This window comes from Streptomyces cavernicola (assembly GCF_029968035.1).
Classification (GTDB): Bacteria; Actinomycetota; Actinomycetes; order Streptomycetales; family Streptomycetaceae; genus Streptomyces; species Streptomyces cavernicola.
Map to the genome: position 1 here is coordinate 18,614 of NZ_JASCIQ010000049.1, position 23,355 is coordinate 41,968.

At 71.9% G+C, this 23,355-nt stretch carries 26 protein-coding genes and 1 tRNA gene; 13 read left to right on the forward strand and 14 right to left on the reverse strand.

Annotation, left to right across the window (positions count from 1 at the left end):
• Window positions 1-10: 10 nt before the first annotated feature.
• Complete coding sequence (locus QIS96_RS32970; RefSeq protein WP_282546497.1) at window positions 11-421, reverse strand: YchJ family protein; 411 nt, start codon at window positions 419-421, stop codon at window positions 11-13.
• A 302-nt stretch (window positions 422-723) separates the two neighbouring features.
• Between QIS96_RS32970 and QIS96_RS32975 the strand changes: the two genes are divergently transcribed.
• Window positions 724-2,199: an NCS1 family nucleobase:cation symporter-1 gene (locus tag QIS96_RS32975; RefSeq protein WP_282546498.1), complete on the forward strand. Its 1,476-nt coding sequence runs from the start codon at window positions 724-726 to the stop codon at window positions 2,197-2,199.
• Window positions 2,200-2,253: 54 nt separating this feature from the next.
• Window positions 2,254-2,976 carry an aspartate/glutamate racemase family protein gene (locus QIS96_RS32980; protein ID WP_282546499.1) on the forward strand — a complete coding sequence of 241 codons (723 nt, stop codon included), beginning with the start codon at window positions 2,254-2,256 and terminating at the stop codon, window positions 2,974-2,976.
• 202 nt (window positions 2,977-3,178) lie between these two features.
• Here the strand turns inward: QIS96_RS32980 and QIS96_RS32985 are convergent.
• Window positions 3,179-3,263 (reverse strand) — tRNA-Leu (locus tag QIS96_RS32985).
• Between the two features lie 175 nt (window positions 3,264-3,438).
• Here QIS96_RS32985 and QIS96_RS32990 point away from each other — a divergent pair.
• The 3 genes from QIS96_RS32990 to QIS96_RS33000 all read left to right on the forward strand — a co-directional run bounded on the left by QIS96_RS32990 (window position 3,439) and on the right by QIS96_RS33000 (window position 5,971).
• Window positions 3,439-4,773 (forward strand): M20/M25/M40 family metallo-hydrolase, encoded by a 1,335-nt coding sequence (locus tag QIS96_RS32990; protein WP_282546500.1) that lies wholly within the window; start codon window positions 3,439-3,441, stop codon window positions 4,771-4,773.
• A 151-nt stretch (window positions 4,774-4,924) separates the two neighbouring features.
• On the forward strand, window positions 4,925-5,158 hold the full coding sequence (chpH, locus tag QIS96_RS32995) for a chaplin ChpH (protein ID WP_282546501.1): 234 nt from the start codon (window positions 4,925-4,927) through the stop codon (window positions 5,156-5,158).
• Window positions 5,159-5,299: 141 nt separating this feature from the next.
• Window positions 5,300-5,971 (forward strand): chaplin, encoded by a 672-nt coding sequence (locus tag QIS96_RS33000; protein ID WP_282546502.1) that lies wholly within the window; start codon window positions 5,300-5,302, stop codon window positions 5,969-5,971.
• Between the two features lie 74 nt (window positions 5,972-6,045).
• On the opposite strand, the gene QIS96_RS33005 is transcribed toward QIS96_RS33000, so the two are convergent.
• Window positions 6,046-6,234 (reverse strand): DUF5703 family protein, encoded by a 189-nt coding sequence (locus QIS96_RS33005; protein WP_282546503.1) that lies wholly within the window; start codon window positions 6,232-6,234, stop codon window positions 6,046-6,048.
• 47 nt (window positions 6,235-6,281) lie between these two features.
• Here QIS96_RS33005 and QIS96_RS33010 point away from each other — a divergent pair, with 47 nt between their 5' ends.
• Window positions 6,282-6,992 carry a hypothetical protein gene (locus QIS96_RS33010; RefSeq protein ID WP_282546504.1) on the forward strand — a complete coding sequence of 237 codons (711 nt, stop codon included), beginning with the start codon at window positions 6,282-6,284 and terminating at the stop codon, window positions 6,990-6,992.
• Between the two features lie 107 nt (window positions 6,993-7,099).
• Here QIS96_RS33010 and QIS96_RS33015 read toward each other — a convergent pair whose 3' ends face one another.
• On the reverse strand, window positions 7,100-9,427 hold the full coding sequence (locus tag QIS96_RS33015; RefSeq protein WP_282546505.1) for a helix-hairpin-helix domain-containing protein: 2,328 nt from the start codon (window positions 9,425-9,427) through the stop codon (window positions 7,100-7,102).
• Window positions 9,424-10,407 (reverse strand): aldo/keto reductase, encoded by a 984-nt coding sequence (locus QIS96_RS33020; RefSeq protein ID WP_282546506.1) that lies wholly within the window; start codon window positions 10,405-10,407, stop codon window positions 9,424-9,426. The genes QIS96_RS33015 and QIS96_RS33020 overlap by 4 nt, the downstream gene beginning before the upstream one ends.
• 129 nt (window positions 10,408-10,536) lie before the next feature.
• Here QIS96_RS33020 and QIS96_RS33025 point away from each other — a divergent pair, with 129 nt between their 5' ends.
• On the forward strand, window positions 10,537-11,598 hold the full coding sequence (locus tag QIS96_RS33025) for an LLM class F420-dependent oxidoreductase (RefSeq protein WP_282546507.1): 1,062 nt from the start codon (window positions 10,537-10,539) through the stop codon (window positions 11,596-11,598).
• A gap of 263 nt (window positions 11,599-11,861) precedes the next feature.
• Window positions 11,862-12,650 (forward strand): ferritin-like domain-containing protein, encoded by a 789-nt coding sequence (locus QIS96_RS33030; RefSeq protein WP_282546508.1) that lies wholly within the window; start codon window positions 11,862-11,864, stop codon window positions 12,648-12,650.
• 20 nt (window positions 12,651-12,670) lie between these two features.
• On the opposite strand, the gene corA is transcribed toward QIS96_RS33030, so the two are convergent.
• Window positions 12,671-13,666, reverse strand: coding sequence for a magnesium/cobalt transporter CorA (gene corA / locus QIS96_RS33035; protein ID WP_282546509.1), 996 nt, complete (start codon window positions 13,664-13,666; stop codon window positions 12,671-12,673).
• 59 nt (window positions 13,667-13,725) lie between these two features.
• Between corA and QIS96_RS33040 the strand changes: the two genes are divergently transcribed.
• From QIS96_RS33040 to mshC, 4 genes are all read left to right on the forward strand, one after another.
• Window positions 13,726-14,424, forward strand: a complete 699-nt coding sequence (locus QIS96_RS33040; protein WP_282546510.1) for a histidine phosphatase family protein — start codon at window positions 13,726-13,728, stop codon at window positions 14,422-14,424.
• 108 nt (window positions 14,425-14,532) lie between these two features.
• Window positions 14,533-15,123, forward strand: a complete 591-nt coding sequence (locus QIS96_RS33045; protein ID WP_282546511.1) for a DUF3090 domain-containing protein — start codon at window positions 14,533-14,535, stop codon at window positions 15,121-15,123.
• Window positions 15,087-15,926 (forward strand): SCO1664 family protein, encoded by an 840-nt coding sequence (locus tag QIS96_RS33050; RefSeq protein WP_282546512.1) that lies wholly within the window; start codon window positions 15,087-15,089, stop codon window positions 15,924-15,926. Before QIS96_RS33045 ends, QIS96_RS33050 begins: the two co-directional genes overlap by 37 nt.
• Before the next feature lie 139 nt (window positions 15,927-16,065).
• Window positions 16,066-17,295 (forward strand): cysteine--1-D-myo-inosityl 2-amino-2-deoxy-alpha-D-glucopyranoside ligase, encoded by a 1,230-nt coding sequence (mshC, locus tag QIS96_RS33055; RefSeq protein ID WP_282546513.1) that lies wholly within the window; start codon window positions 16,066-16,068, stop codon window positions 17,293-17,295.
• A gap of 147 nt (window positions 17,296-17,442) precedes the next feature.
• On the opposite strand, the gene QIS96_RS33060 is transcribed toward mshC, so the two are convergent.
• From QIS96_RS33060 to QIS96_RS33070, 3 genes are all read right to left on the reverse strand, one after another.
• Window positions 17,443-18,432, reverse strand: coding sequence for a PAC2 family protein (locus QIS96_RS33060; RefSeq protein ID WP_282546514.1), 990 nt, complete (start codon window positions 18,430-18,432; stop codon window positions 17,443-17,445).
• A gap of 153 nt (window positions 18,433-18,585) precedes the next feature.
• Window positions 18,586-19,290: a FadR/GntR family transcriptional regulator gene (locus tag QIS96_RS33065; RefSeq protein WP_282546515.1), complete on the reverse strand. Its 705-nt coding sequence runs from the start codon at window positions 19,288-19,290 to the stop codon at window positions 18,586-18,588.
• Between the two features lie 232 nt (window positions 19,291-19,522).
• Window positions 19,523-19,774, reverse strand: a complete 252-nt coding sequence (locus QIS96_RS33070; RefSeq protein ID WP_282546516.1) for a hypothetical protein — start codon at window positions 19,772-19,774, stop codon at window positions 19,523-19,525.
• On the opposite strand from QIS96_RS33070, the gene QIS96_RS33075 reads away from it, so the two are divergent.
• Window positions 19,752-20,261, forward strand: coding sequence for a MarR family winged helix-turn-helix transcriptional regulator (locus tag QIS96_RS33075; RefSeq protein WP_282546517.1), 510 nt, complete (start codon window positions 19,752-19,754; stop codon window positions 20,259-20,261). The two genes, QIS96_RS33070 and QIS96_RS33075, sit on opposite strands and share 23 nt — an antisense overlap.
• Here QIS96_RS33075 and QIS96_RS33080 read toward each other — a convergent pair.
• The 5 genes from QIS96_RS33080 to QIS96_RS33100 all read right to left on the reverse strand — a co-directional run bounded on the left by QIS96_RS33080 (window position 20,189) and on the right by QIS96_RS33100 (window position 23,347).
• The gene (locus tag QIS96_RS33080; RefSeq protein WP_282546518.1) at window positions 20,189-20,707 is read right to left on the reverse strand and encodes an MFS transporter; all 519 of its coding nucleotides are present in this window, start codon (window positions 20,705-20,707) and stop codon (window positions 20,189-20,191) included. The genes QIS96_RS33075 and QIS96_RS33080 overlap by 73 nt on opposite strands.
• A gap of 60 nt (window positions 20,708-20,767) precedes the next feature.
• Window positions 20,768-20,923: a hypothetical protein gene (locus tag QIS96_RS33085; protein ID WP_282546519.1), complete on the reverse strand. Its 156-nt coding sequence runs from the start codon at window positions 20,921-20,923 to the stop codon at window positions 20,768-20,770.
• Window positions 20,924-21,141: 218 nt separating this feature from the next.
• Entirely contained in the window at window positions 21,142-22,146 is a 1,005-nt protein-coding gene (locus tag QIS96_RS33090) for an aromatic ring-hydroxylating oxygenase subunit alpha (protein WP_282546520.1), read from the reverse strand.
• A 5-nt stretch (window positions 22,147-22,151) separates the two neighbouring features.
• The gene (locus tag QIS96_RS33095) at window positions 22,152-22,379 is read right to left on the reverse strand and encodes a recombinase-like helix-turn-helix domain-containing protein (protein WP_282546521.1); all 228 of its coding nucleotides are present in this window, start codon (window positions 22,377-22,379) and stop codon (window positions 22,152-22,154) included.
• A gap of 20 nt (window positions 22,380-22,399) precedes the next feature.
• Entirely contained in the window at window positions 22,400-23,347 is a 948-nt protein-coding gene (locus QIS96_RS33100; RefSeq protein WP_282546522.1) for a PDR/VanB family oxidoreductase, read from the reverse strand.
• Window positions 23,348-23,355: the final 8 nt, after the last annotated feature.

A 23,355-nucleotide genomic window follows, 5' to 3' on the forward strand; every position in this document is an offset into this window, starting at 1 on the left:
CAGCGGGCGGCTACTCGTACACGTCCCCGTCGACGTACACCCAGGCCCCGTCGAGCCGCTCGAACCGGCTGCGCTCGTGCAGCGCGCCCGGCCTGCCGCCCTCCACGTACCGGGCTCGGAACGTCACCGTGCCCGTGCTGTGGAACGCGCTGCCCTCCGAGCTGTCCAGGATCTCCAGGCCCACCCAGCGCATCGACCCGCCGGGCTCGAAGCCGATCCGCGGCGGCCGGGTGCGTGGGTGCCAGGTGCGGAGCAGATACGCCTCGTCCTCGACGGCGAACGCCGCATAGCGGGAGCGCATCAACTCCTCCGGAGAGGCCGCTGCAACCTTGCCGGAATGCAATCTTCCGCAACACTCGACGTAGGCGAGCGGCTGTCCGCAGGGGCACGGTGAGGTCGTACGACGAGACATGCCGCCCATTGTGCCGTGCCCGCGGCGAGGCGGCTCGGGCGGCGTGTGGCCAGGTCACCCCTTGTGCGGAGCGAAGATTTGGTATCCCATTTACCAAACGGTTTCGGCCGGTCCTCAGGGGCCAGGCGAGCGTTCCAGCCTTGATCGCCCCGCGTTCACCTGTGGTTTTCTCCCGGGAACCTCTTGACCGCTTAGGGAAACCGGCCGTAGCGTCCTGGCTCACCTGCTTCGAAAAACCGATTCCGTATACCGGAATTCCCGGAAGGGTGACTGGTGTGACCACAGCACAGGAAGCATCGTGCACAGGAGAGATGTCCACGGACGCCTCTAATGCGAGTGCCACGGGCACCAGCACCCGGCTCTACAGTCCGGACCTTGCGCCCACAAAGAAGGAAGGCCGCAACTGGAGCGGCTACAGCGTCTTCACCCTGTGGGCCAATGACGTGCACAGCCTCGGCAACTACGCCTTCGCCCTGGGCCTGTTCGCCCTCGGCCTCGGCGTCTGGGACATCCTCGCGGCGTTCCTGCTCGCCTCCGTCTTCCTCTTCGGCCTGCTGAGCCTCTCCGGCTACATGGGCTCGAAGACGGGCGTCCCGTTCCCCGTGATGAGCCGCATCGCGTTCGGCGTCCGCGGGGCCCAGCTCCCCGCCATGATCCGCGGCGGCGTCGCCATCGCCTGGTTCGGCATCCAGACCTACCTGGCCGCCACGGTGCTCTCCGCACTGCTCAAGGCCCTCATCCCGCCCCTCGCGGCCCTGGAAGAGACCTCCGTGCTCGGCCTCTCGCTGCTCGGCTGGGTCTCGTTCCTCGGCCTGTGGGTCATCCAGGTGCTGATCGTCAGCTTCGGCATGGACGCGATCCGCAAGTACGTCGAGCTGGCCGCCCCCGCCGTGCTCATCACCATGCTGGGCCTGGCCGTCTGGATGTTCACCAAGGCCGACATGTCCATCGCCATGGACGCGGGCAACGCCTTCACCGGCGCCGACCGCTGGGTGCACATCCTCGAGGCCGCCGCGCTCTGGGTCGTCATCTACGGCACGTTCGTGCTCAACTTCTGCGACTTCACGCGCTCCGCCAAGAGCAACCGGTCGATCAACATCGGCAACCTCGTCGGCATCCCCGTGAACATGCTGTTCTTCGCCGGCATCGTGGTCGTCCTCAGCGGCGCGCAGTTCAAGCTCGACGGCAAGGTCGTCACCAGCGCCTCCGACATCGTGCAGACCATCCCGAATACGTTCCTGCTGGTCCTCGCCTCGCTGGCGCTGATCGTCCTGACGGTCGCGGTCAACCTGATGGCCAACTTCGTCGCGCCCGTCTACACGCTGGTGAACCTCTTCCCGCGCAAGCTCAACTTCCGCCGCGCGGGCGTCGTCAGCGCCTCGATCGGCCTGGTCATCCTGCCCTGGAACCTCTACAACAACCCGGTCGTCGTCAACTACTTCCTCGGCGGACTCGGCGCGCTCCTCGGCCCGGTCTTCGGCATCGTCATGGCCGACTACTGGCTGATCCGCAAGACCCGCGTCAACGTCCCGCACCTCTACACCGAGCACCCCGAGGCCACGTACGCGTACTGCAAGGGCATCAACCCGCGCGCGATCGGCGCCTTCGTCCCGGCCTCCGCCGTCGCCGTGATCATCGCGCTCGTCCCGACCTTCAAGAGCATCTCGGGCTTCTCCTGGTTCATCGGCGCGCTGCTCGCCGCCGTGCTCTTCGTCGTCCTGCCCGGCCGGCCCACCTGCCCGGCGGAGGACGTCGACGGCGAGGACATCGCCGTACCGAGCGTCTGAACCGGCTCCACCGGACCCACCCGCACCACCACGCGAGATCAGGAACAACACCCCATGCGACTCCTTGTCGTCAACGTCAACACCACCGAATCGATGACGAAGAGCATCGGTGAGCAAGCGGCCGCCGTAGCCTCCCCGGGCACCGAGATCGTGGCGCTCACCCCGGACTTCGGGCCGGAGTCCTGCGAGGGCAACTACGAGAGCTACCTCGCCGCCATCGCCGTCATGGAGAAGGTGCGCGCCTACCCGGAGCCCTTCGACGCCGTCATCCAGGCCGGCTACGGCGAGCACGGCCGCGAGGGCCTCCAGGAACTGCTCGACGTCCCCGTCGTCGACATCACGGAGGCGGCCGCCAGCACCGCGCAGTTCCTCGGCCACAAGTACTCGGTCGTCACCACCCTCGACCGGGCCGTGCCGCTCATCGAGGACCGGCTCAAGCTCGCCGGGCTCACCGACCGGCTCGCCTCCGTCCGCGCCAGCGGCCTGGGCGTCCTCGACCTGGAGCGCGACCCGGACGCCGCCGTCGCCGCGATCGTCGAACAGGCCGCGGCCGCCGTCGAGCAGGACCACGCCGAGGTCATCTGTCTCGGCTGCGGCGGCATGGCGGGCCTGACCGAGCAGGTCGTCGCCCGTACCGGTGTCCCGGTCGTCGACGGCGTCGCCGCGGCCGTCACGATCGCCGAGTCCCTGGTCCGCCTCGGCCTGAAGACCTCCAAGGTCCGTACGTACGCGCCGCCGCGCCCGAAGCAGTTCAAGGCGTGGCCCCCGGCCAACTGACGGCCTCCTGACGGCCCCACACACCCCCGCCCCGCCCGGCGCGCCAAGAGCCCGGCCGGGGCGGACGTGTGTCCGGACCCCGAACCGGCCACGCCCCTACGGGAGTTGAGCCCCCGAACGATGCCCGGGACGAACGATTCCCGGGATGACCGCACAACGAAAGAGCCCCTCGGTTCCGATGGAACCGAGGGGCTCTTCTCTGTGTCCGAGGGGGGACTTGAACCCCCACGCCCGATAAAGGGCACTAGCACCTCAAGCTAGCGCGTCTGCCATTCCGCCACCCGGACCGGTGACCCGCGGTTTCCCGCGGCGACGTGGAAAACAATAGCAAACATTCGAGGTGCTCCGATCCACCCCCTGCGGCCGTGAACAGGGCATTGCGGGCAACGGCCCGCCTTGGGGCGACGGGGGTCGGCGCGCGAGTATGTGAGGGACCACCAGCGGCAACTCGGGAGGAACCACGTGAGCGAGTCGAGCAGGGGCGAGAGGACACCGTCGGTCTCCGGCGAGGACGAGGTCGTCGACCTCTGCCGGGACCTGATCCGCATCGACACCAGCAACTACGGCGACCACTCGGGGCCGGGAGAGCGCAAGGCCGCCGAGTACGTGGCGGAGAAGCTCGCCGAGGTCGGCCTCGAACCGAAGGTCTTCGAGTCCCACCCTGGCCGCGCCTCCACCGTCGCGCGCATCGAGGGCGAGGACCCGTCCAAGCCCGCGCTCCTCATCCACGGCCACACCGACGTCGTACCGGCCAACGCGCAGGACTGGACCCACCACCCCTTCTCCGGCGAGGTCGCCGACGGCTGCGTCTGGGGCCGCGGCGCGGTCGACATGAAGGACATGGACGCCATGACCCTCGCGGTCGTACGGGAGCGGATGCGCAGCGGCCGCAAGCCCCCGCGCGACATCGTCCTCGCCTTCCTCGCCGACGAGGAGGCCGGCGGTACGTACGGGGCCCGTCACCTCGTCGACAAGCACCCGGACCTCTTCGAGGGCGTCACCGAGGCGATCGGCGAGGTCGGCGGCTTCTCCTTCACGGTGAACGAGAACCTCCGCCTCTATCTCGTCGAGACCGCCCAGAAGGGCATGCACTGGATGCGGCTCACCGTGGACGGCACGGCGGGTCACGGCTCCATGACGAACGACGACAACGCCATCACGGAGCTGTGCGAGGCCGTCGGCCGGCTCGGGCGGCACAACTGGCCGATCCGCGTCACCAAGACCGTCCGCTCCTTCCTCGACGAGCTCTCCGACGCCCTCGGCGCCGAGCTCGACCCGGAGAACATGGACGAGACGCTCGCCAAGCTCGGCGGCATCGCCAAGATGGTCGGCGCGACCCTCAAGAACTCCGCGGCCCCCACGATGCTCGGCGCCGGCTACAAGGTGAACGTCATCCCCGGCCAGGCCACCGCCCACGTCGACGGCCGCTTCCTGCCCGGCTACGAGCAGGAGTTCCTCGCCGACCTCGACCGGCTCCTCGGCCCGCGCGTCCAGCGCGAGGACGTGCACGCCGACAAGGCCCTGGAGACCGACTTCGACGGCAAGCTCGTCGACGCCATGCAGAGCGCCCTGAAGGCCGAGGACCCGATCGCGCGCGCCGTGCCGTACATGCTCTCCGGCGGCACCGACGCCAAGTCCTTCGACGACCTCGGCATCCGCTGCTTCGGCTTCGCGCCGCTGCAGCTGCCGCCGGAGCTGGACTTCGCGGGCATGTTCCACGGCGTGGACGAGCGGGTCCCGGTGGACGGCCTCAAGTTCGGCGTGCGCGTCCTCGACCGGTTCATCGACGCGTCCTGAGCCCCGGCCCCCGTACGGTCAAGAATCGCCTGCGTGTGCGCAGTTGACTGAAACGGGTGAATGGGGCCGTTCGGTCGTAGCCCCCGTCACCTCTCCTCGTTACAGGTGGTGCAGTCCGCGGCTGGGACTGCACTGCCAACAAGGAGGAATAATGATCAAGAAGGTCGTCGCTGCTGCGGCTGCCACTGGTGGTCTGGTGCTCGCCGGCGCGGGTCTGGCCGTCGCCGACTCGGGCGCTCAGGGCGCTGCCGTGAACTCCCCGGGCGTGCTTTCGGGCAACGTCGTCCAGGCGCCCGTGCACGTGCCGGTGAACGTCTGCGGCAACACGGTCTCCGTGATCGGGCTGCTGAACCCCGCCTTCGGCAACACTTGCGCCAACAACTGACGTGTTGTGCCTCACCCCTTGAGGGGTTGAGCCCGCGGCCCCGGAGTGCGCGCCTTGCACTCCGGGGCTGCTGGGCATTAGAGCGCACGCTCCACTGTGGGGCGTGCGCGTTCCCAGTAGTTCCAAGACAGGGAAGTACCTATGCGACAGGTCACGCGCAAAGGCCTGATCACCGTGGCGGCCGCGAGCGGCGTACTCGCCGTCACCGGTTACGCACACGCCGACTCGGGCGCCGACGGCGGCACCGAGCGGTCGCCCGGCGTCGCCTCCGGGAACAGCGTCCAGGCCCCGATCGAGGTGCCCGTCAACGTCTGCGGCAACACCGTGAACGTCGTCGGCCTCCTCAACCCGGCCGCCGGCAACGACTGCAGCAACAACTCCGACGGAGACGGCGGTTCGACCGACTCGGGCAGCGGGGCGACCGCCGACGGCGGCGCATCCGACTCACCCGGCGTCCTCTCCGGCAACAGCGTTCAGGCCCCGATCTCGGTGCCGGTGAACGCCTGCGGCAACGGGGTCACGGGCGTCGGCGCCCTCAACCCCACCACCGGCAACGACTGCGGCAACGGCGAAGGGGCGCTCACGACCCCGGAGGCCCCCCGTGCGCCGCAGGACCCCCGGGACCCGGTCGCCGAGGACCGGGCCAAGAGCCCGACGAACGAGCCGAAGACGCAGCTCGTCACCTCGACCCGGAGCGTCGGGGAGCTCGCGGAGACGGGCAGCGACCTGCCGCTCGGCATCGCGGTTCCGGTGGGCGCGGGCATGCTGCTCGCGGGCACCGTGCTCTACCGCAAGGCCTCCGTGCGCGCCTGACGCACACGGGGAGTTACGACGACGGAGTGGGTCCCGTCAGGACGGCGCCCACTCCGTTCGCATGGCGGGCGGGCTCACCAGGTGGCGCGCAGCTGCCGGATGATCCGGCGGCGCAACCGCACCTTGCGGCTGCCGTCCCTGCGCAGGCTCAGTCGGTCCAACTCCCAGTGCCCGTACTCGGCGTGGTCGGTCAGTAGTCGGGCCGCTTCCTTGCGGGACACCCCGCGCGGCACATACACGTCGACAAATTCGTATTCCGGCATCGCATCTATTGTGCGGGCAGCGCCCCGGTACGGATAGCGTCTGCACTATGTCTGATGCTGCGCAGCCCACAGCTGCCGAGGTTCGTGCCGCCGCCGAGGCGGTCAAGGCCGCGCTCGACGCCCACCTGGCGGCCGTCGAGCAGAGGTCGGGGGAGGACGACTCGGGCGTCCATGAGGCGTTCAACCAGCTGGCCGCGGCGGCGGAGGCGTACGACGAGCTGCTGTACGACGCCTACGACGAGGTCACACCCTTCGAGATTCCGGGCGCGGACGACGGCCTGCCGCCGTACACCGGGCCGGAGGAGCCGAACGCCGTGAGCGTACTGATCCGCCGCGACTACACCGTGGCCGAGCCGCAGCGGCTGCGGGCCCAGGCCCAGCGCATCGCGGATCTGGAGACCGACACCGCCGCGGGCGAGCCCTCGGCCGCGGGCGTCGTGGGGCACAGCGTGCACGCCGCGCTCGGGGTGCTCTTCGGCGAGTTCGAACCGGACGAAATCGCCTCGCGGCACAAGGAGTTCGGCCTGGAGGAGGGCGACTCCACGCTGTGGGTGGCGGCCGCCGACGAGCCGGCCGAGCCGGGGGAGTGGCTGGACGCGCCCTTCGACCAGGCGGACCCGCAGCAGATCGTGTGCCGCTTCGACGTCAGCTCGGTCTTCGACGAGGAGCTCGACGACGAGCTGGACGACGCCCGCCCCGCCGGCGGCCGCGGCGCAGCCGCCCGCACAGCGCCGCAGGACCTCGACGGCCTCGCCTGAGGCCGACACCGGGCGCCCTGGCCGCGCTCGGTGACGCACCGCCTGCCGTCGGTCACGGCCGGGCGCCCGCCGGGTCACTCCCGCCGGGCGCCCCTGTGCGTACGGGGTCAGGCGTCCTGGCGCGCTGCGGCCTCGGGCGCGGGGACCTGCGTACGCAGCAGCATCTGCAGCCGGGTCGTACGCGGCTTCGCCGGGCGCTCGGCCACCGAGCGGGGCAGGGCCTGCTCCACTCCGTGCACCACCGACAGATGCCGCTCTCCGCGCCCGAAGGCGGTGTAGACCCACGCTCTGGTCAGGCCCTGCGCCGCGTCGCCCGGCAGGACGACGACGGCCGCGGGCCAGCGCTGTCCGACGGCCTGGTGCGCGGTCAGCGCCCAGCCGTGCCGCACGGCCTGCTCCACGCGCTCCTTGCGGACGACGACGGGCCGGCCCTCGCACTCCAGGTGCAGTCCGTCCGCGTCGGCCCGCACCACACGGCCCTGTACGGTCCGGCCGGGCGCGGGGGAGTACGCGATGCGGTCGCCGGGGTCGAAGCCGCCGAACCGGCCGGGGCCGGGGTTGAGCCGCTCCTTCAGGGCGACGTTCAACGCCCGGGTGCCCGCGGCGCCGCCGTGCCCCACGGTGATCACCTGCGTCGCGTCGGCGGGCAGGCCGAAGGCGCGGGGCACCGACTCGGCGACGAGCTGCACCGTGCGGTGCACGGCCTCGCCCGCGTCCCGCACCGGGACGATCACCACTTCCTTGTTCGGCGCGGCCACCTGGTTCAGCTCGCCGATGCCGATGCCCGAGACCAGCTCGCCGATCGGGCCCTCGTCCGGGACCCGCGAGACGACGACGGGGCAGGCGCGGGCGGCGAGCAGGTCGGCGAAGACCCGGCCGGGGCCCGCCGACCACAGCACGCCCGGATCGCCGCTCAGCACCAGCCGCGCGCCGTCGGGCAGCGACTCCACGAGCATCGCCGCGCCCTCGACGTCCAGTTGCGGGGCGTCGAGCAGCACGAGCAGGTCGAGCTCGAACGCGCCCTCGGCGTCCCGGCCGGGGCCTGCCGCGCCGGAGAGCAGCTCGGCCACGGTCACGACGACGGCCGAACCGGAAGCCGCCTCCCCGGCTGCCTCGGCCTCGCCGAAGAGCGCGGCCACCCTGCGCGCGAACTCCCGCTTCCCGTACGGCGCGTGGGCTGCCGCACAGACCCGCAGCCCGGCCGCTGCTGCGGCGGCGACCAGGGCGGCGGGCTCGGTCCGGGCCGCCTCGCCTCCGGTGTGCAGCACGAGGCTGCTGCCCGCGACGGCACGGATCAGCTCGGCCGTCGAGCCGCGGACGGAACCGGCGGCCGCGAGTAGGGCGGCCTGCTGTGGACTCTCCTCCTTGGGAAGGCAGTTGAGCACCCTTGCCAGGCCGTCCGCGAGGCTCTCCTCCGCCAGGGCGTAGCGCTCCAGGCCGACGAGGACGCGGACGGGCTGCTCCTGCTCCGCTGCCTCGTCGCCCTCGCCTGTGTCGGTGGTCGCCGCCGGGGCGGTCGGGGTGCCGGGGGATTCCTCCAGGGCGTCCTGGAAGACGAGCAGGTCGCCCTCGGCGATCGCGCTCTGCACGGAGGCGTCGGCGTCCGCCACTCCGTACCGCCCGAGGGTGGATTCCAGGGCCGGGGCGTCGAGGGCCGTGTGGCCGGCGACGGCCGCCTGCTCCAGGAGCCAGACGGCGACGGCGCGGTTGCGGCGCTCGTCGTCCGGTCGGCAGGCGTCGCCGAGCAGGGCGCGGGCGAATCCGTCGGCCTGCTCCGGGCGCACGCCCGTGACCCGCAGAAGCTGCCAGGGGTCCTCGCGGAGCACGCTCTCCGCCCCGTCGCCCAGCGCCGTGGCCGCCTGTTCGGCGAGCGCGGCCGGGGCGCCGCCTTCGGCGAGCACCGCCCGGACCGCGTCGACGGTCTCGGCGGCGGGGCCCGCCGGGGCGCTCACCGGCGCCGGACGCTCGGGCCTGCGGGCCGGCTCGGGGGCGGGGCGCCGGGGCGTGGACTCGGGCTCGAACACCGCGCGGGCCGGCTTCTCGCCGCTCTCCACGGCGCGGACGGCGGCGAGGAGGTCGGCCGCCGTGCCGCTGAGCTTCGTACCGCTCTCGATCGGGGCCTCGCGCTCGGCCTTGCGCCGCTCGATCCGCTCTCGAAGCTCCCGCTGCGCGGCCAACTCGGCCTCGGCTTCGGAGGGTTGAGCGGCAGCGTCCTCGGCGGGCTCTGCCTGGGACTCGGTGGGCTGAGCTCCCTCTTCTGCACCGGTCTCGGTGTCCTGGGCCCCGCCTTCGGCGGTCTCAACGCCGGACGGCCGCTCCGCAGCCGCATCCTCCGTCGTGTCCTCGGCCGAGGCCGTGCGTGTCAGGGCGTCCTCCGCTGCCGGCTCGGGTGCGGTGCTGCCGGTCTCGTCCGTGGCGGCGGACTCCGTACTCACAGGGTGCTCCAGTCCTGGTCGGGGTAGCGGTGCACGGGCGCCGACACGTCGTCGAGAGCCCTGCAGATCTCGTCAGGAAGACTAAGGCTCTCCACTGACAACGCGGCCGTGAGCTGCTGGGCGTTGCGCGCGCCCACGATCGGCGCGGCCACCCCCGGCCGGTCCCGCACCCATGCCAGGGCCACCTCAAGAGGCGTGACCGCGAGCCCGTCCGCCGCCGTCGCCACCGCGTCCACCACATGCCCCGCGGCCTCGTCGAGGTACGGCTCCACGAACGGGGCCATCTGCTCGGACGCGCCCCGCGAGTCGGCGGGCGTGGAGTGGCGGTACTTGCCGGTGAGGACGCCGCGGCCGAGGGGCGAGGACGGCAGCAGCCCGATGCCCAGGTCGAGCGCGGCAGGCAGCACCTCCCGCTCCACGCCGCGCTGCAGGAGCGAGTACTCCATCTGCGTACTGGCGAGACGGGTGCGCACGCCCGGGGCCGCGAGCTGCCAGGTGGCGGCCTTGGCGAGCTGCCAGCCGCAGAAGTTGGACACCCCGGCATAGCGGGCGCGGCCGCTGGACACCGCGATGTCGAGGGCCTGCAGGGTCTCGTCGAGGGGCGTCGACGGGTCGAAGGCGTGCACCTGCCACAGGTCCACATAGTCCGTGCCGAGGCGCTGCAGCGAGGCGTCGAGGGCCGCGAGGAGGTGGCCGCGCGAGCCGTCGAAGCGCCGATCCGGGTCGGGCACGCTGCCGGCCTTGGTGGCGATGACGAGCTCGCGCCGGGGCACCAGGCCCTCGACGAGCTGCCCCAGGACGTACTCGGCCTCGCCCCCGCCGTACACGTCCGCCGTGTCGACGAGCGTGCCGCCGGCCTCCCAGAAGACCTTCAACTGGTGGGCGGCGTCGTGCTCGTCGGTGTCACGGCCCCAGGTGAGGGTGCCGAGGCCGATCCTGGACACGCGCAGGCCGGTGCGGCCGAGATGCCTCTGCTCCATGGGCGCTGAGGTTACTGCGGACCCGCCGAACCTGGGCAGCCCTGTGGATAACCACCCCTGACGGATCGCACCCCAGCGCGCTAGAGTCCGGGCGACAGGCACGTTACTCATGGGTAAGGGGTTCGGCGCATGCGACTCGGGATCAACCTCGGCTACTGGGGCGCGGGGATGGACGCGGACAATCTCGCCGTCGCCAAGGAGGCGGACAGGCTCGGCTACTCGGTCTGCTGGGCGGCCGAGGCGTACGGCTCCGACGCGGCGACCGTCCTCTCCTGGGTCGCCGCCCAGACGGAGCGGATCGACGTCGGCTCCGCGATCTTCCAGATCCCGGCCCGCCAGCCCGCGATGACCGCCATGACGGCCGCCACCCTCGACTCCCTCTCCGGCGGCCGCTTCCGCCTCGGCCTCGGCGTCTCGGGCCCGCAGGTCTCCGAGGGCTGGTACGGCGTGAAGTTCGACAAGCCGCTCGCGCGCACCCGCGAGTACGTCGAGATCGTCCGCAAGGCGATGAGCCGCGAGCGCCTCTCGTACGACGGTGAGCACTGGACGCTGCCGCTGCCCGACGGGCCCGGCAAGCCGATCAAGCTCACCGTGCACCCCGCCCGCGAGCACATCCCGGTCTACATCGCGGCCATCGGCCCGAAGAACCTGGAGCAGACCGGCGAGATCGCCGAGGGTGCGCTGCTGATCTTCCCGTCCGCCGAGCACATCGAGGAGACCACACTCCGGCACCTCCGCGCGGGCCGCGAGAAGGCCGGCCTGACGATGGACGGCCTCGACGTCTGCCCGACCCTGCCGCTGGCGCTCGGCGGCTCCGACGCCGCCTCCGTCGCCACTCTCGCCGACACCTTCCGCCCCTACACGGCGCTCTACGTGGGCGGCATGGGCAGCCGCAAGCAGAACTTCTACAACCAGCTCGCGCAGCGCATGGGGTACGAGAAGGAGGCCGCCGAGATCCAGGACAAGTACCTGTCCGGCGACAAGGAGGGCGCTGCCGCCGCCGTGCCGCAGCAGCTGATCGACTCCACCACGCTGCTCGGCTCCGTGGAGCGGATCGCCGACCGGATGCAGGCGTACGCGGAGGCCGGGGTGACGACGCTGACCCTCGCCCCGGCCGGGTTCACGCTCGACGAGCGGCTCGCCGCGCTGCGTGCCGGGACCGAGGCCCTGGAGCGCGCCGGACTGGCCTGAGGCGGGGGAGGGAGTTCTCTACGGCCGTGGTGGGGGCTCGGGGGTCTTCCCCGCCACGGCCGTTACCCGTAACAACGCCCTGAAGGCCGGTCGGTTACGCGTCCGGCGGGCTTCCGGGAGGCCGGTCCCACGCGCGCGTGGTGCGGGTTTCGAGTCCACCTTTCGGCCGAGTTGTCCGACACTGGTGTTGCCCGTCACCTCGCACCGCATTTGACTCGTTCTGCGCGGGGGCACCCACGCGGGCGTGCCAGGAGGTGGCAGTCATGCTTTCGGCCAAGAGTCTGTTCTCCGAGATCCTCGACGACGACGAGTCGTTCCGGCTCTTCTGCTCCATCGCGGCCAGCGGGGAGTCCCAGGGCGGCTGGGAGAACGGCCGGATCGCCGCCCTCGTACCCGAGAGCCAGCGCGGCCTCGCCCCCAAGATCAGCCGGCACGGGGCGGACGAGGACAAACACGGGCGGATCTTCAACGCCCTCCTCAAGAAGCGCCGCCTCGAACCCTGCGAGGTCCCGCCCGAGACCGACTACACGATGCTCCTCGAACGGCACGGCATCGGCCTCGCCCACGAGCAGCTCAAGGCCGACCGGCCGCTCGGCGAGCAGGACATCATCACCTACCTCGCGCACAGCAGAGTCACCGAACAGCGCGCCTCCGAGCAGATGGACCTGCTGCGCAAGCACTTCGCCGACCACCCCGACATCGGCCGCGCGGTCAAGATGATCTCCCACGACGAGGACAACCATCTCGCGTACTGCCACGAGGAGTTGCTGCGGTTCGCGTACGCCGGGCACGGCCGGGAGATCCAGCGGATCCTGCGCGAGAGCGCGCACGCCGAGATCCGCATCTACCGCGACGTGAGCCTCGCCGTCATGGCGCACATGGGCCGCATCCTCGGCTGGTCCCGCCCCAAGGCCGCCCTGCTCGCCGCGGGCATCCACGCCGTGTACGCGTACGAGCTGGCCGGCGGCTGGCGGCGCATGGTGTCCCTGAAGATGCCGGAGCGCCGCAACGCCCTTGGCGGGCCCGCCACTTCGGCCCCCGAGTTCGCGTAGCCGCTGACCCCTTCGACCGGTTACAGCCAGCCGCGGCGCTTGAACAGCCGGTACAGGCCGTAGACCAGGCCCACCATGAGCAGCACCACCGCCGGGTAGCCCCAGGTGTGCTTCAGCTCCGGCATGTGCTCGAAGTTCATGCCGTACACGCCCGCGATCATCGTGGGGACGGCGGCCATGGCGGCCCAGGCGGAGATCTTGCGCATGTCGTCGTTCTGCCGCACCCCGGTCTGCGCCAGGTGCGCGGACAGGATGTCCGACACGAGGCGGTCCAGGCCCTCCACGTTCTCGTTGGCGCGGGTCAGGTGGTCGCTGACGTCGCGGAAGAACGGCTGCGCCTCCTCGTGCACGAACGGCACCGCCGCGCCCGCGAGCCGGGTCATGGGGGCCGCCAACGGAATGGTGGCGCGGCGGAATTCGAGGACCTGGCGCTTGAAGTTGTAGATGCGGCCCGCGGTGTGCCGGGTGTCGCCGCCCGGAGTCGGCTCGAACACCTCCGCCTCCAACGCCTCCAGATCCAGGTGCAGTTCGGACGCCACGTCGATGTAGTGGTCCACCACGGCGTCGCTCACCGCGTACAGCACCGCCGTCGGGCCCTGCCGCAGCACCTCCGGGTCCGCCTCCAGGCGCCTGCGTACGGCCGCGAGCGGCGCGCCCACGCCGTGCCGCACCGTCACCACGAACGCGTCGCCGACGAACAGCATCAGCTCGCCGGAGTCGATGGTGTCCGCGGCCTCGTCGTAGACGATCGGCTTGAGGACCATGAACAGCGAGTCGTCGTACACCTCGAGCTTCGGCCGCTGGTGCGCCTTGAGGGCGTCCTCCACGGCCAGCGGGTGCAGGCCGAACTCGGCCGAGACATGGTCGAACTCCCGCGCCGTCGGCTCGTGCAGGCCGATCCACAGGAACGCGTCGCCGCTCGCCCTGGCCTGCCCGAGGGCGGTCGAGAAGTCCTCCGCACAGTCCGTGCGGCGGCCTTCGCGATAGATGGCGCAGTCCACGATCATTGCGCGCATTCTCCCGTGATCCGGGCCTGACCGCACCCCCGAGGCCCGCGCCGCCTACGCTGGCGGGCATGCCCACTCTGATCCTCGTCCGGCACGGCCGGTCCACCGCCAACACCGCGGCCGTGCTCGCCGGACGGACGCCGGGAGTGGCCCTCGACGAGCGCGGCGCCGCCCAGGCCGCCGCACTGCCCGGCCGCCTCGCCGGGCTGCCCATCGCCACGGCCGTGAGCAGCCCGCTGCAGCGCTGCCGGCAGACCCTGGAGCCGCTGCTCGCCGCCCGCCCGGAGCTCACGCTGCACACCGAGGACGGCATCAACGAGTGCGACTACGGCGACTGGTCGGGCCGCAAGCTCGCCGAGCTCGCCGACGAGCCGCTCATGCAGGTCGTCCAGCAGCACCCCTCCGCCGCGGCCTTCCCCGGCGGCGAGTCCATGCGCGCCATGCAGCACCGCGCCGCCGAGGCGGTACGGGGGTGGAACGCGCGCGTGGAGCGTGATTTCGGCTCCGACGCCATGTACCTGATGTGCTCCCACGGAGACATCATCAAATCCCTCGTCGCCGAGGCGCTCGGGCTGCACCTGGACCTGTTCCAGCGGATCTCCGTCGAGCCCTGCTCGGTCACCGTCATCCGGTACACCCGCCTGCGCCCCTTCCTCGTACGCCTCGGCGACACCGGGGACCTCGGCGGGCTCGCGCCGCGGGAGAACGGGACCGAGGCGGGCGGGGGCGGCGACGCCACCGTCGGGGGCGGTGCGGGCGCACCGTGATCGTCGCCCGCAGTAGGGTGACCCACGTCTACTGCGGCCCGTGACGCAGCACTTCACGGCGCAGTGACCGACAGCCGCAGTACCCGATAGTGAGGGAGAGGACAGGACGTGTCCCGTCAGGTGTTCCTCTATGACCCGCCGGAACGTTTCGTGGCCGGCACGGTCGGGCTCCCCGGGCGCCGAACGTTCTTCCTGCAGGCCTCCGCCGGTGGCCGGGTCACGAGCGTCGCCCTGGAGAAGACCCAGGTCGCCGCGCTCGCCGAGCGGATGGACGAGCTGCTCGACGAGGTCGTGCGGCGCAGCGGCGGCAGCGCACCCGTGCCCGCCGTCGCGCCCAGCGAGATCTCCGACAGCGCGCCCCTCGACACCCCCGTCGACGAGGAGTTCCGCGTCGGCACCATGGCGCTCGCCTGGGACGGCGAGGAGCAGCGCATGGTCGTCGAGGCCCAGGCGCTCGTCGAGCTCGACGCCGACGACGAGGAGGACCTCGCCGAGGCCGAGGAACGGCTGCTCCAGGACGACGAGAACGGTCCGCCCATGCTGCGCGTACGGCTCTCCGGAGCGCAGGCCAGGGCTTTCGCCAAGCGCGCCCTGGACGTCGTGAACGCGGGCCGCCCGCCGTGCCCGCTGTGCAGCCTGCCGCTCGACCCGGAAGGACACGTATGCCCGCGTCAGAACGGATACCGGCGCGGCCTGTGACCGCAGCCGCGGAGGCCGTCGAGCTGCTCACGCACGGCGAGCTCACCGTGCGCGGTCGGATCCGCGAAGCCTCCAACGCCGTGCTGTTCTGCTCGGTCGAGCACGAGGGCGCGAGCGCCCACTGCGTGTACAAGCCGGTCGCCGGCGAGCGCCCGCTGTGGGACTTCCCCGACGGCACCCTCGCCGAGCGCGAGGTCGCCGCGTACGAGGTCTCGCAGGCCACCGGCTGGGACCTCGTACCGCCGACCGTGCTGCGGGACGGGCCGCACGGCGAGGGCATGGTCCAGCTGTGGATCGAGCCGGCTCCGCAGGACGAGGCGCCCGAACTCCTCGCGCTCGTCGACACGGAGGAGCCCGGCGAGGGCTGGAAGGCCGTCGGCTTCGCCGAGGTCGGCGAGGGGCGCACGGCGCTCCTCGTGCACGCCGACGACCCGCGCCTGCGCCGCCTCGCCGTCCTCGACGCCGTGATCAACAACTCCGACCGCAAGGGCGGCCACCTGCTGCCCGCGCCGGACGGCAAGCTGTACGGGATCGACCACGGCGTCACGTTCCACGTCGAGGACAAGCTGCGCACCCTGCTGTGGGGCTGGGCCGGGGAGCCGCTGACCGCGGAGGCCGTCGAGGTCCTCACCGCCCTCGCGCGGGAGCTCGCCGACGGCGCGGCCCTCGCGGACCGGCTCGTGGAGTTGATCACGCCCGCCGAGGTCGACGCCGTACGGGCGCGGGTGGCCGAGTTGTTGCGGTCCGGGCTGCATCCGGCGCCGAACGGTTCGTGGCCCGCGATCCCCTGGCCGCCCGTGTGAGCGCTGGGCGCCGCCTGCCCTGAGCCCGGCCGGACGGATCGGCTGCGGCACATCGGCGGCCGGGGCGCAAGAGTGCCTTCCCGGTCAGAAGATCCGGTCCGGTTCGTATCCGGAAGGGGCGTCCGGTTAGTCTCGAAGCATGCATGCCTGGCCCGCTTCCGAGGTCCCCGCCCTGCCCGGCAAGGGCCGCGACCTCAGGATCCACGACACCGCGACCGGTGGGCTCATCGCCCTCGACCCCGGTCCTGTCGCCCGTATCTACGTCTGCGGCATCACGCCGTACGACGCGACCCACATGGGTCACGCGGCGACCTACAACGCGTTCGACCTCGTGCAGCGCGTGTGGCTCGACACCAAGCGGCAGGTTCACTACGTCCAGAACGTGACCGACGTGGACGATCCGCTCCTGGAGCGGGCCGTGCGCGACGGTGTGGACTGGACCGGCCTCGCGGAGCGCGAGACCGCACTCTTCCGCGAGGACATGACCGCCCTGCGGATGCTGCCCCCGCAGCAGTACATAGGCGCCGTCGAGGCCATACCCGGGATCGTCCCGCTGGTCGAGCGACTGCGTGACATGGGCGCCGCCTACGAGTTGGACGGCGACATCTACTTCTCCGTGGAGTCCGACGCCCACTTCGGCGAGGTCTCCCGGCTCGACGCCGCCGCCATGAAGGTGCTCTCCGCGGAGCGCGGCGGCGACCCCGAGCGCCCCGGCAAGAAGAACCCGCTCGACCCGATGCTGTGGATGGCGGCCCGCGAGGGCGAGCCCAGCTGGGAGGGCGCGAGCCTCGGCCGCGGCCGGCCCGGCTGGCACATCGAGTGCGTCGCCATCGCCCTCGAACACCTCGGCATGGGCTTCGACGTCCAGGGCGGCGGCTCCGACCTGGCCTTCCCGCACCACGAGATGGGCGCGTCGCACGCCCAGGTCCTCACCGGCGAGCACCCCTTCGCCAAGGCGTACGTGCACGCCGGCATGGTCGCCCTGGACGGCGAGAAGATGTCGAAGTCCAAGGGCAACCTGGTCTTCGTCTCCAAGCTGCGCCGCGACGGCGTCGACCCGGCCGCGATCCGGCTCGCGCTCCTCGCCCACCACTACCGCGCCGACTGGGAGTGGACCGACCAGGTCCTGCAGGACGCCGTGGACCGCCTGGACCGCTGGCGCGCCGCCGTCTCCCGGCCGGACGGGCCGGGCGCGGAGGCGCTCGTCGAGGAGATCCGCGAGGCCCTGTCCGACGACCTGGACGCCCCGAAGGCGCTCGCGGCCGTCGACCGCTGGGTCGCACTCCAGACCGCCGAGGGCGGTACGGACGAGGGGGCGCCCGGTGTGGTGTCCCGTGCGGTGGACGCGCTGCTCGGCGTGGCGCTTTAGCGGTACGCGTACGACGAAGGCGCCGGACGAGTTCTGCTCGTCCGGCGCCTTCGTGTTTGCTCCCCGCCCCGCCCCTTCCCGAAATCCTGCGGAGCTTCGGGGGCCAGCCCCCGGACCCCCGCTCCTCAAACGCCGGAGGGGCTGGATTTAGTCGTCGTCGGCCTGGTCGTCGTCCTCGGGCTGTTCGTCCTTCGGCTGTGGCTTGGGCTTCGGGGGGCGGGTGCGGTCGCTGGTCGTGTCCCGGAGGAACGGGCTCGTGTCGCCGCCGTCCGTGGCGTGGCCGGGGCCCGTGGGGCCGCCGTCGCGCCGGCGCAGGTAGCGCTCGAACTCGCGGGCGATGGCCTCGCCCGACGCCTCGGGCAGCTCCGCCGTGTCCCGGGCCTCCTCCAGGCTCTGCACGTACTCGGCGACCTCGCTGTCCTCGGCCGCCAGCTGGTCCACGCCCAGCTGCCAGGCGCGCGCGTCCTCGGCCAGCTCGCCCAGCGGGATGCGCAGGTCGATCAGGTCCTCGAGGCGGTTGAGGAGGGCCAGGGTGGCCTTCGGGTTCGGCGGCTGCGAGACGTAGTGCGGGACGGCGGCCCAGAGCGAGACGGCGGGGACGCCCGCGTGCGTGCAGGCCTCCTGGAGGATGCCGACGATGCCGGTGGGGCCCTCGTACCGCGTCTCCTCCAGGTTCATCGTGCGCGCCAGGTCCGGGTCGGACGTGACGCCGCTGACCGGGACGGGCCGGGTGTGCGGGGTGTCGCCGAGCAGGGCGCCGAGGATCACGACGAGCTCCACGCCCAGCTCGTGGGCGAAGCCCAGGATCTCGTTGCAGAACGAGCGCCAGCGCATGGACGGTTCGATGCCGCGCACCAGGACGAGGTCGCGCGGCTTGTCACCGCCGACCCGGACGACGGAGAGCCGGGTCGTCGGCCAGGTGATCTTGCGGACGCCGCCGTCCAGCCACACCGTGGGGCGGTTGACCTGGAAGTCGTAGTAGTCCTCCGCGTCCAGGGCGGCGAACACCTCGCCCTTCCACTCGCGGTCGAGGTGCGCGACCGCGGTGGAGGCGGCGTCGCCTGCGTCGTTCCAGCCCTCGAACGCGACCACCATGACCGGGTCGACCAGCTCGGGAACCCCCTCGAGCTCGATCACCCAGCGCCTCCTTCCGACGTTTCCTCGCGTACGCCCCAACCTTACGGCGTCCGAGGGGGGCCTCCGCAGCCCCCTTGCACGCCCTGTGGCCCGCACGCCAGAGGTAATGCATGCGCCTGAGCGCAGAGGTCTATTCCTCCGAGCTGTGAACGGTCAACTGTGCGAGGAGGGCAGGGGGTTGGCGGCTCGCAGCGTCGAGCGCAGCCACTGCTCCACGCTCGCGATGTGCACGGTGGCCCAGGAACGGGCGGCCTCCGCGTCCCGGTCGCGCAGGGCGGCCAGGATCATGCGGTGTTCGTGGAGGGTCCGGCTGACCGCGTCCTCCTGGGTGAGGCCGCGCCAGACCCGGGCCCGCGTCGTCGGCCCGGACAGGCCGTCGAGGAGCGAGCAGAGCACGGAGTTGCCGGAGGCCTGCACGATGCCGCGGTGGAATTCCAGGTCGGACGCGACCAGTTCCTCGACCGAGGGCGCCGGGCCGAGGGCGTCCAGCTGGGCCTGCAGCGCGTCGATCCGGGCGTCCTCGATGCGGGTGCAGGCGGCCGCCGTCGCCGCGGGTTCCAGGATGCGGCGGACCGCGAGGAACTCCAGGACGGTGTCGTCGCGGTGGAAGTCGACCACGAAACTCAGGGCTTCCAGGAGGAGTTGCGGGTCGAGGCTGGTGACGTATGTGCCGTCGCCCTGGCGCACGTCGAGGATGCGGATCAGGGCGAGGGCGCGGACCGCCTCGCGTAGGGAGTTGCGGGACAGGCCGAGGTCGGCGGCGAGCTCGCTCTCCTTGGGCAGGCGGTCGCCGGGGCGCAGTGCGCCGGAGACGATCATGCCCTTGATCTTCTCGATCGCCTCGTCCGTGACCGCCATGGAGCCCCCGCTTCGACCAGCCGGAACGCCTGTGTCGGCGCCCGGTAGACATCCGATGTATCGGCTCATTATGGCCCCGGGTGGGAGGTAGGCGTATGTGTTTCAGGGCTAAGATTTCTTCGGCGGCTCGCGGGAGCCGCGTAGCAGTGCGGGGCAGAGGCCGTGCGGCCGGGCAGAGGGGAAGGCAGTCGCAGATGACGGGGAACAGTGCCGGGAAGTCCGTGGAGCGGGCTCAGGGGAAGTCGACCGGCAGGTCGGCAGGCAGGTCTGCGGGGAAGTCCGCGGAGACGGCGACCGGGCGTGCGGCCGCGAAGCCTGCGGGGAAGTCCGCGGGCAGGCCCGCAGGGAAGACCACCGCCCGGACCACCGCCAAGTCCCCGGCGACGCCGAGCACGAAGCCCGGCGCGAAGCCCAGCGCCAAGCCCACCTCGAAGCCCGCCGGGCGGAACGGAGCCGGTCGTATGGACGCCGTCGCGTCGATCATCGAGGACTGGGCGCGCGAGCGGCCCGAGCTCGACACCTCGCCGCTTGAGGTCCTCGCCCGCCTGCACCGCACCTTCCTGCGCTACAACACCCGGCTGACCTCCGCCATAGACCAGCACGGCCTGGCCGTGGCCGGTTTCGACGTCCTGACCGCGCTGCGCCGGGCCGGCGCCCCGTACCGGCTCACCGCGGGGCAGCTGGCCGATTCGGGGCTTGTCTCCTCGGCCGGCGTGACGCTGCGCATCGACCGCCTGGAGAAGGACGGCCTGATCGTGCGGGAGCGGGACGCCGACGACCGGCGCGTCGTGTACTCGCGGCTCACGGACGCCGGTCTGGCCAAGGTCGACGAGGTGTTCGCGGAGCACCTGGACAACGAGCGGCGCATGCTGGCCGGGCTCTCCCCTGCCGAGCGCCGTCAACTGGCCCGGCTGCTCTCCAAGTTGGAGCGGTCCATCGAGGAATCCGCGGAGGAGTCCGACGAGGCCTGAACCGGCCGTACGAGGAGCCACACCCCGCAGACGAGGGTCATCGCCTGCGCCCCGGCGAGCAGGGCGAAGCCCGCACCGAAGCCGTGCCCGCCGCTCGCCGCGATGGCCACGCCCATCAGCGTCGGCATGAACGCCGAGACCAGGTTCCCGACGCCGTTGACCACCCCGTACGCGCTGCCCACGAACCGGGCGGGCGCGCAGTGCTGGACGAGGGTGGGGATCGCGGGCCCCTGCAGGCCCCAGAAGCCGCCGGCCAGGATCAGGCCGGTCGCCGCGAGGCCGTCGCTGTCCGCACCGGCGACGAGCAGCACGCACACCGCCGTGCCGGTCGCGCCGACGACGAACGGCAGCGCGAGCAGCCGCCGCGGCAGCCGGTCGAGCAGCAGCCCGCCGAGGAAGCCGGACACCAGCGACATCAGGAACGGCAGCGCGGACACCAGGCCCATCGCCTTCAGGGAGAAGTGCCGATCGTCCAGCAGGTACGCGGGCAGCCACGCGCTCGACCCCTACAGGTACGCGAGCGTGGCGATCTCGATCAGCAGGATCGGACCCAGGCGCGGCATCCGCAGCGCGCCCTTGAGCGTCGCCCCGACCCCCTCACGCCGGGCCCCCGCCACACCCCGGCCGCGCACGAACAGAGCGATCAGCGGCAACCCGATCACCGCGTTCAGGGCGGCCCGCCTCGTGCGGCGCGAAGCGCTCCCGCACGTACATCGTCTTCCGCGAGAACAACGGCCCCTCGGCCGCGCTCAGTTGTGCCCGCACCCTCCGCCATCGCGTCGTGGGGCTCGCCCCTGCGCTGCGGCCTCAGGCTGTCGTCGGCTGGGCGCGCAGTTCCCCGCGCCCCTTCAGAGGCGCGGGGAAGGCCGAAAAGAGACAGTCACCCGACGGGAGTCGCTTGCGCCTCGGCGCCCGCGCGGAACAGGCGGCGGAGGCGGACGACGCCGAGGTCGTGCTGGTAGAGGTTCTCCTGCTGGTCGGCGTCGGCCGGCATGGCCTCAAGCATCACGCGGTCCTGCTCCAGGACCTCCCAGTGGCGCTCCTCGATCAGCGTCTTGTAGAGGAACCGCCAGCTGTCGCGCTGCCAGCCCTGGACCTTGCGGTAGCGCCAGAAGAAGACCGCGCAGCGCTCCTCGTCGAGCGGCCGGACCATGCCGACGATGCCGAACGGTCCGCCGGGGCCTGCCGACGGCGGGTACGGGATGGACAGGTCCACCCAGTCCACGCCGGTGCGGCACAGCTCGACCCAGTCGAAGTTGACGCCCCGCTGGTCGGTCTTCTCGAAGAAGTAGCCGCGCTCGGTCTCCCGGATGCGGAACTTGGCGGTCGTGTCGCCCTCGAACATCGTGTGCGAGTCGTGGTGCAGGAACGCGCCGTGCATCGGGTCGAGCAGGTTCTCCACCGCGTACCGCCACGGCACGTTCCACTCCGCGTAGCAGAGGAACGCGTCGGTGTCCGGGTCGGTGAGCGGGTCGGGGAGCGTCAGCTCGACCGGCTGCGGCTGCTCCTCGGAGCCGAAGTAGGCGAGGACCGCGCCCGCGATCTCCCGCACCGGCAGGGAGCGCACCAGCTGCTTGCCCTCCAGGTTGCAGCCGGGCAGGCCGGGCACGGACGACACGGTGCCGTCGGTCTCGACCTCCACGCCGTGGTACCAGCAGGCCACCCGGTCGCCCAGGTGCTTGCCCAGGGAGAGCGGGGCGCCGCGGTGCGGGCAGCGGTCGGCGAGCATGCTCAGGGTGCCGTCGGAACGGCGGAAAAGCAGCCACTGCTCGCCGAGGACGGTGACCTTGCGCATCGCGCCGGGGGCCACGAAGTCGGAGGGGACGACCGGGTGCCACTGGCCGCGCAGGCCGGTCGCGTAGATCTGGTCGGCAGTCATGGTCATCTCGGTCACGCTCCCAGTCGGTGCATCTCGGCGCGGAAGGACTCCTCGGTCCACGGGCTGCCGTCGGGCGCGTGCACCTGACGGTTGTTCAGGCCACGCACCACGTCGGCGAGTTCGTGGCCGTCCTTGGTGAAGACGTCTTCGAGGGTGGCGGCCAGCTTGTACTCGTACGGGGTCGGCTCGTGCCTGCGGGACTGGTGGATCTCCAGGTACGGCCAGGTCTCGGTGTTCATGGCGGTGCTCCCAGGGGGGCTCAGAGGTCGAGGGCGAGGCGGCCGGACGTGCAGCGCGAGACGCAGATCATCATCGAGGCGTTCGCGGCGTGCTCGGCTTCGGACAGCAGGAAGTCGCGGTGGTCGGGGGTGCCGTCGAGCACCCGGGTCTCGCAGGAGCCGCAGATGCCGTCGCGGCAGGAGCTCTCCACGTTCAGGCCGGCCTGCTCGGCGGCCTCCAGGATCGAGGTGTCGGGCCCGACGGTGAGGGTGAGCCCGGAGGTGCGGCACTCGACCTCGAACTCCCCGTCGTCGCCGGACCGTTCGACGGTCGGCGCGGCGAACCGCTCAAGGCGCAGCACCTCCGCCGGGCACACGCCCTCCACCGCGGCGAGCAGCGGCTCGGGGCCGCAGGAGTAGACGAGCGTGCCCTCGGGCAGCTCGGCGAGCGCCCCTGCGAGGTCGATGTGGCCCTGCTCGTCCTGCGGTACGAGCGTCAAGTCCCCGCCGAGCGCGGCCAGTTGGTCGGTGAACGCCATCGAGGCACGGCTGCGGCCGCCGTACACCATGCGCCAGGCGGCGCCGCGCCGGGCGGCCTCGCGGGCCATCGCGAGGATCGGCGTGACACCGATGCCGCCCGCGACGAACACGTACCCGGCGGCCTCCTCCAGGGCGAAGTGGTTGCGCGGCTCGGACACGGTGACGGTCTGGCCGGGCCGCAGCTTGGTGTGGACGTGCCGCGAACCGCCGCGCGAGTTCGGCTCGTCGAGCACGCCGATGCGGTACGAGCCGCCCGCGGCCGGGTCGCCGCACAGGCTGTACTGGCGGACCTGCCCGCCCACGTGCACGTCGATGTGCGCGCCGGGCGTCCAGGCGGGCAGCGGCTTGCCGTCGGGGTGGGCGAGTTCGACGGACAGGACGCCCTCGGCCTCCCAGGTCATCCGCCGTACGAGGAGTTCGAGGCGACGGTCTTCGGTCGTGGTGGTCATAGCGGCCT

Coding starts and splice junctions, on each gene's coding strand:
- QIS96_RS33020 (WP_282546506.1), bottom strand. CDS start 10,407: ATGGAGCAGAGGCATCTCGGCCGCACCGGCCTGCGCGTGTCCAGGATC.
- QIS96_RS33030 (WP_282546508.1), top strand. CDS start 11,862: ATGCTTTCGGCCAAGAGTCTGTTCTCCGAGATCCTCGACGACGACGAG.
- QIS96_RS32975 (WP_282546498.1), top strand. CDS start 724: ATGTCCACGGACGCCTCTAATGCGAGTGCCACGGGCACCAGCACCCGG.
- chpH (WP_282546501.1), top strand. CDS start 4,925: ATGATCAAGAAGGTCGTCGCTGCTGCGGCTGCCACTGGTGGTCTGGTG.
- QIS96_RS33000 (WP_282546502.1), top strand. CDS start 5,300: ATGCGACAGGTCACGCGCAAAGGCCTGATCACCGTGGCGGCCGCGAGC.
- QIS96_RS33095 (WP_282546521.1), bottom strand. CDS start 22,379: ATGAACACCGAGACCTGGCCGTACCTGGAGATCCACCAGTCCCGCAGG.
- QIS96_RS33065 (WP_282546515.1), bottom strand. CDS start 19,290: ATGGCGGTCACGGACGAGGCGATCGAGAAGATCAAGGGCATGATCGTC.
- corA (WP_282546509.1), bottom strand. CDS start 13,666: ATGCGCGCAATGATCGTGGACTGCGCCATCTATCGCGAAGGCCGCCGC.
- mshC (WP_282546513.1), top strand. CDS start 16,066: ATGCATGCCTGGCCCGCTTCCGAGGTCCCCGCCCTGCCCGGCAAGGGC.
- QIS96_RS33050 (WP_282546512.1), top strand. CDS start 15,087: ATGCCCGCGTCAGAACGGATACCGGCGCGGCCTGTGACCGCAGCCGCG.
- QIS96_RS33075 (WP_282546517.1), top strand. CDS start 19,752: ATGGACGCCGTCGCGTCGATCATCGAGGACTGGGCGCGCGAGCGGCCC.
- QIS96_RS33100 (WP_282546522.1), bottom strand. CDS start 23,347: ATGACCACCACGACCGAAGACCGTCGCCTCGAACTCCTCGTACGGCGG.
- QIS96_RS33080 (WP_282546518.1), bottom strand. CDS start 20,707: ATGGGCCTGGTGTCCGCGCTGCCGTTCCTGATGTCGCTGGTGTCCGGC.
- QIS96_RS33070 (WP_282546516.1), bottom strand. CDS start 19,774: ATGATCGACGCGACGGCGTCCATACGACCGGCTCCGTTCCGCCCGGCG.
- QIS96_RS32980 (WP_282546499.1), top strand. CDS start 2,254: ATGCGACTCCTTGTCGTCAACGTCAACACCACCGAATCGATGACGAAG.
- QIS96_RS33005 (WP_282546503.1), bottom strand. CDS start 6,234: ATGCCGGAATACGAATTTGTCGACGTGTATGTGCCGCGCGGGGTGTCC.
- QIS96_RS33090 (WP_282546520.1), bottom strand. CDS start 22,146: ATGACCATGACTGCCGACCAGATCTACGCGACCGGCCTGCGCGGCCAG.
- QIS96_RS33025 (WP_282546507.1), top strand. CDS start 10,537: ATGCGACTCGGGATCAACCTCGGCTACTGGGGCGCGGGGATGGACGCG.
- QIS96_RS33040 (WP_282546510.1), top strand. CDS start 13,726: ATGCCCACTCTGATCCTCGTCCGGCACGGCCGGTCCACCGCCAACACC.
- QIS96_RS33010 (WP_282546504.1), top strand. CDS start 6,282: ATGTCTGATGCTGCGCAGCCCACAGCTGCCGAGGTTCGTGCCGCCGCC.
- QIS96_RS32970 (WP_282546497.1), bottom strand. CDS start 421: ATGGGCGGCATGTCTCGTCGTACGACCTCACCGTGCCCCTGCGGACAG.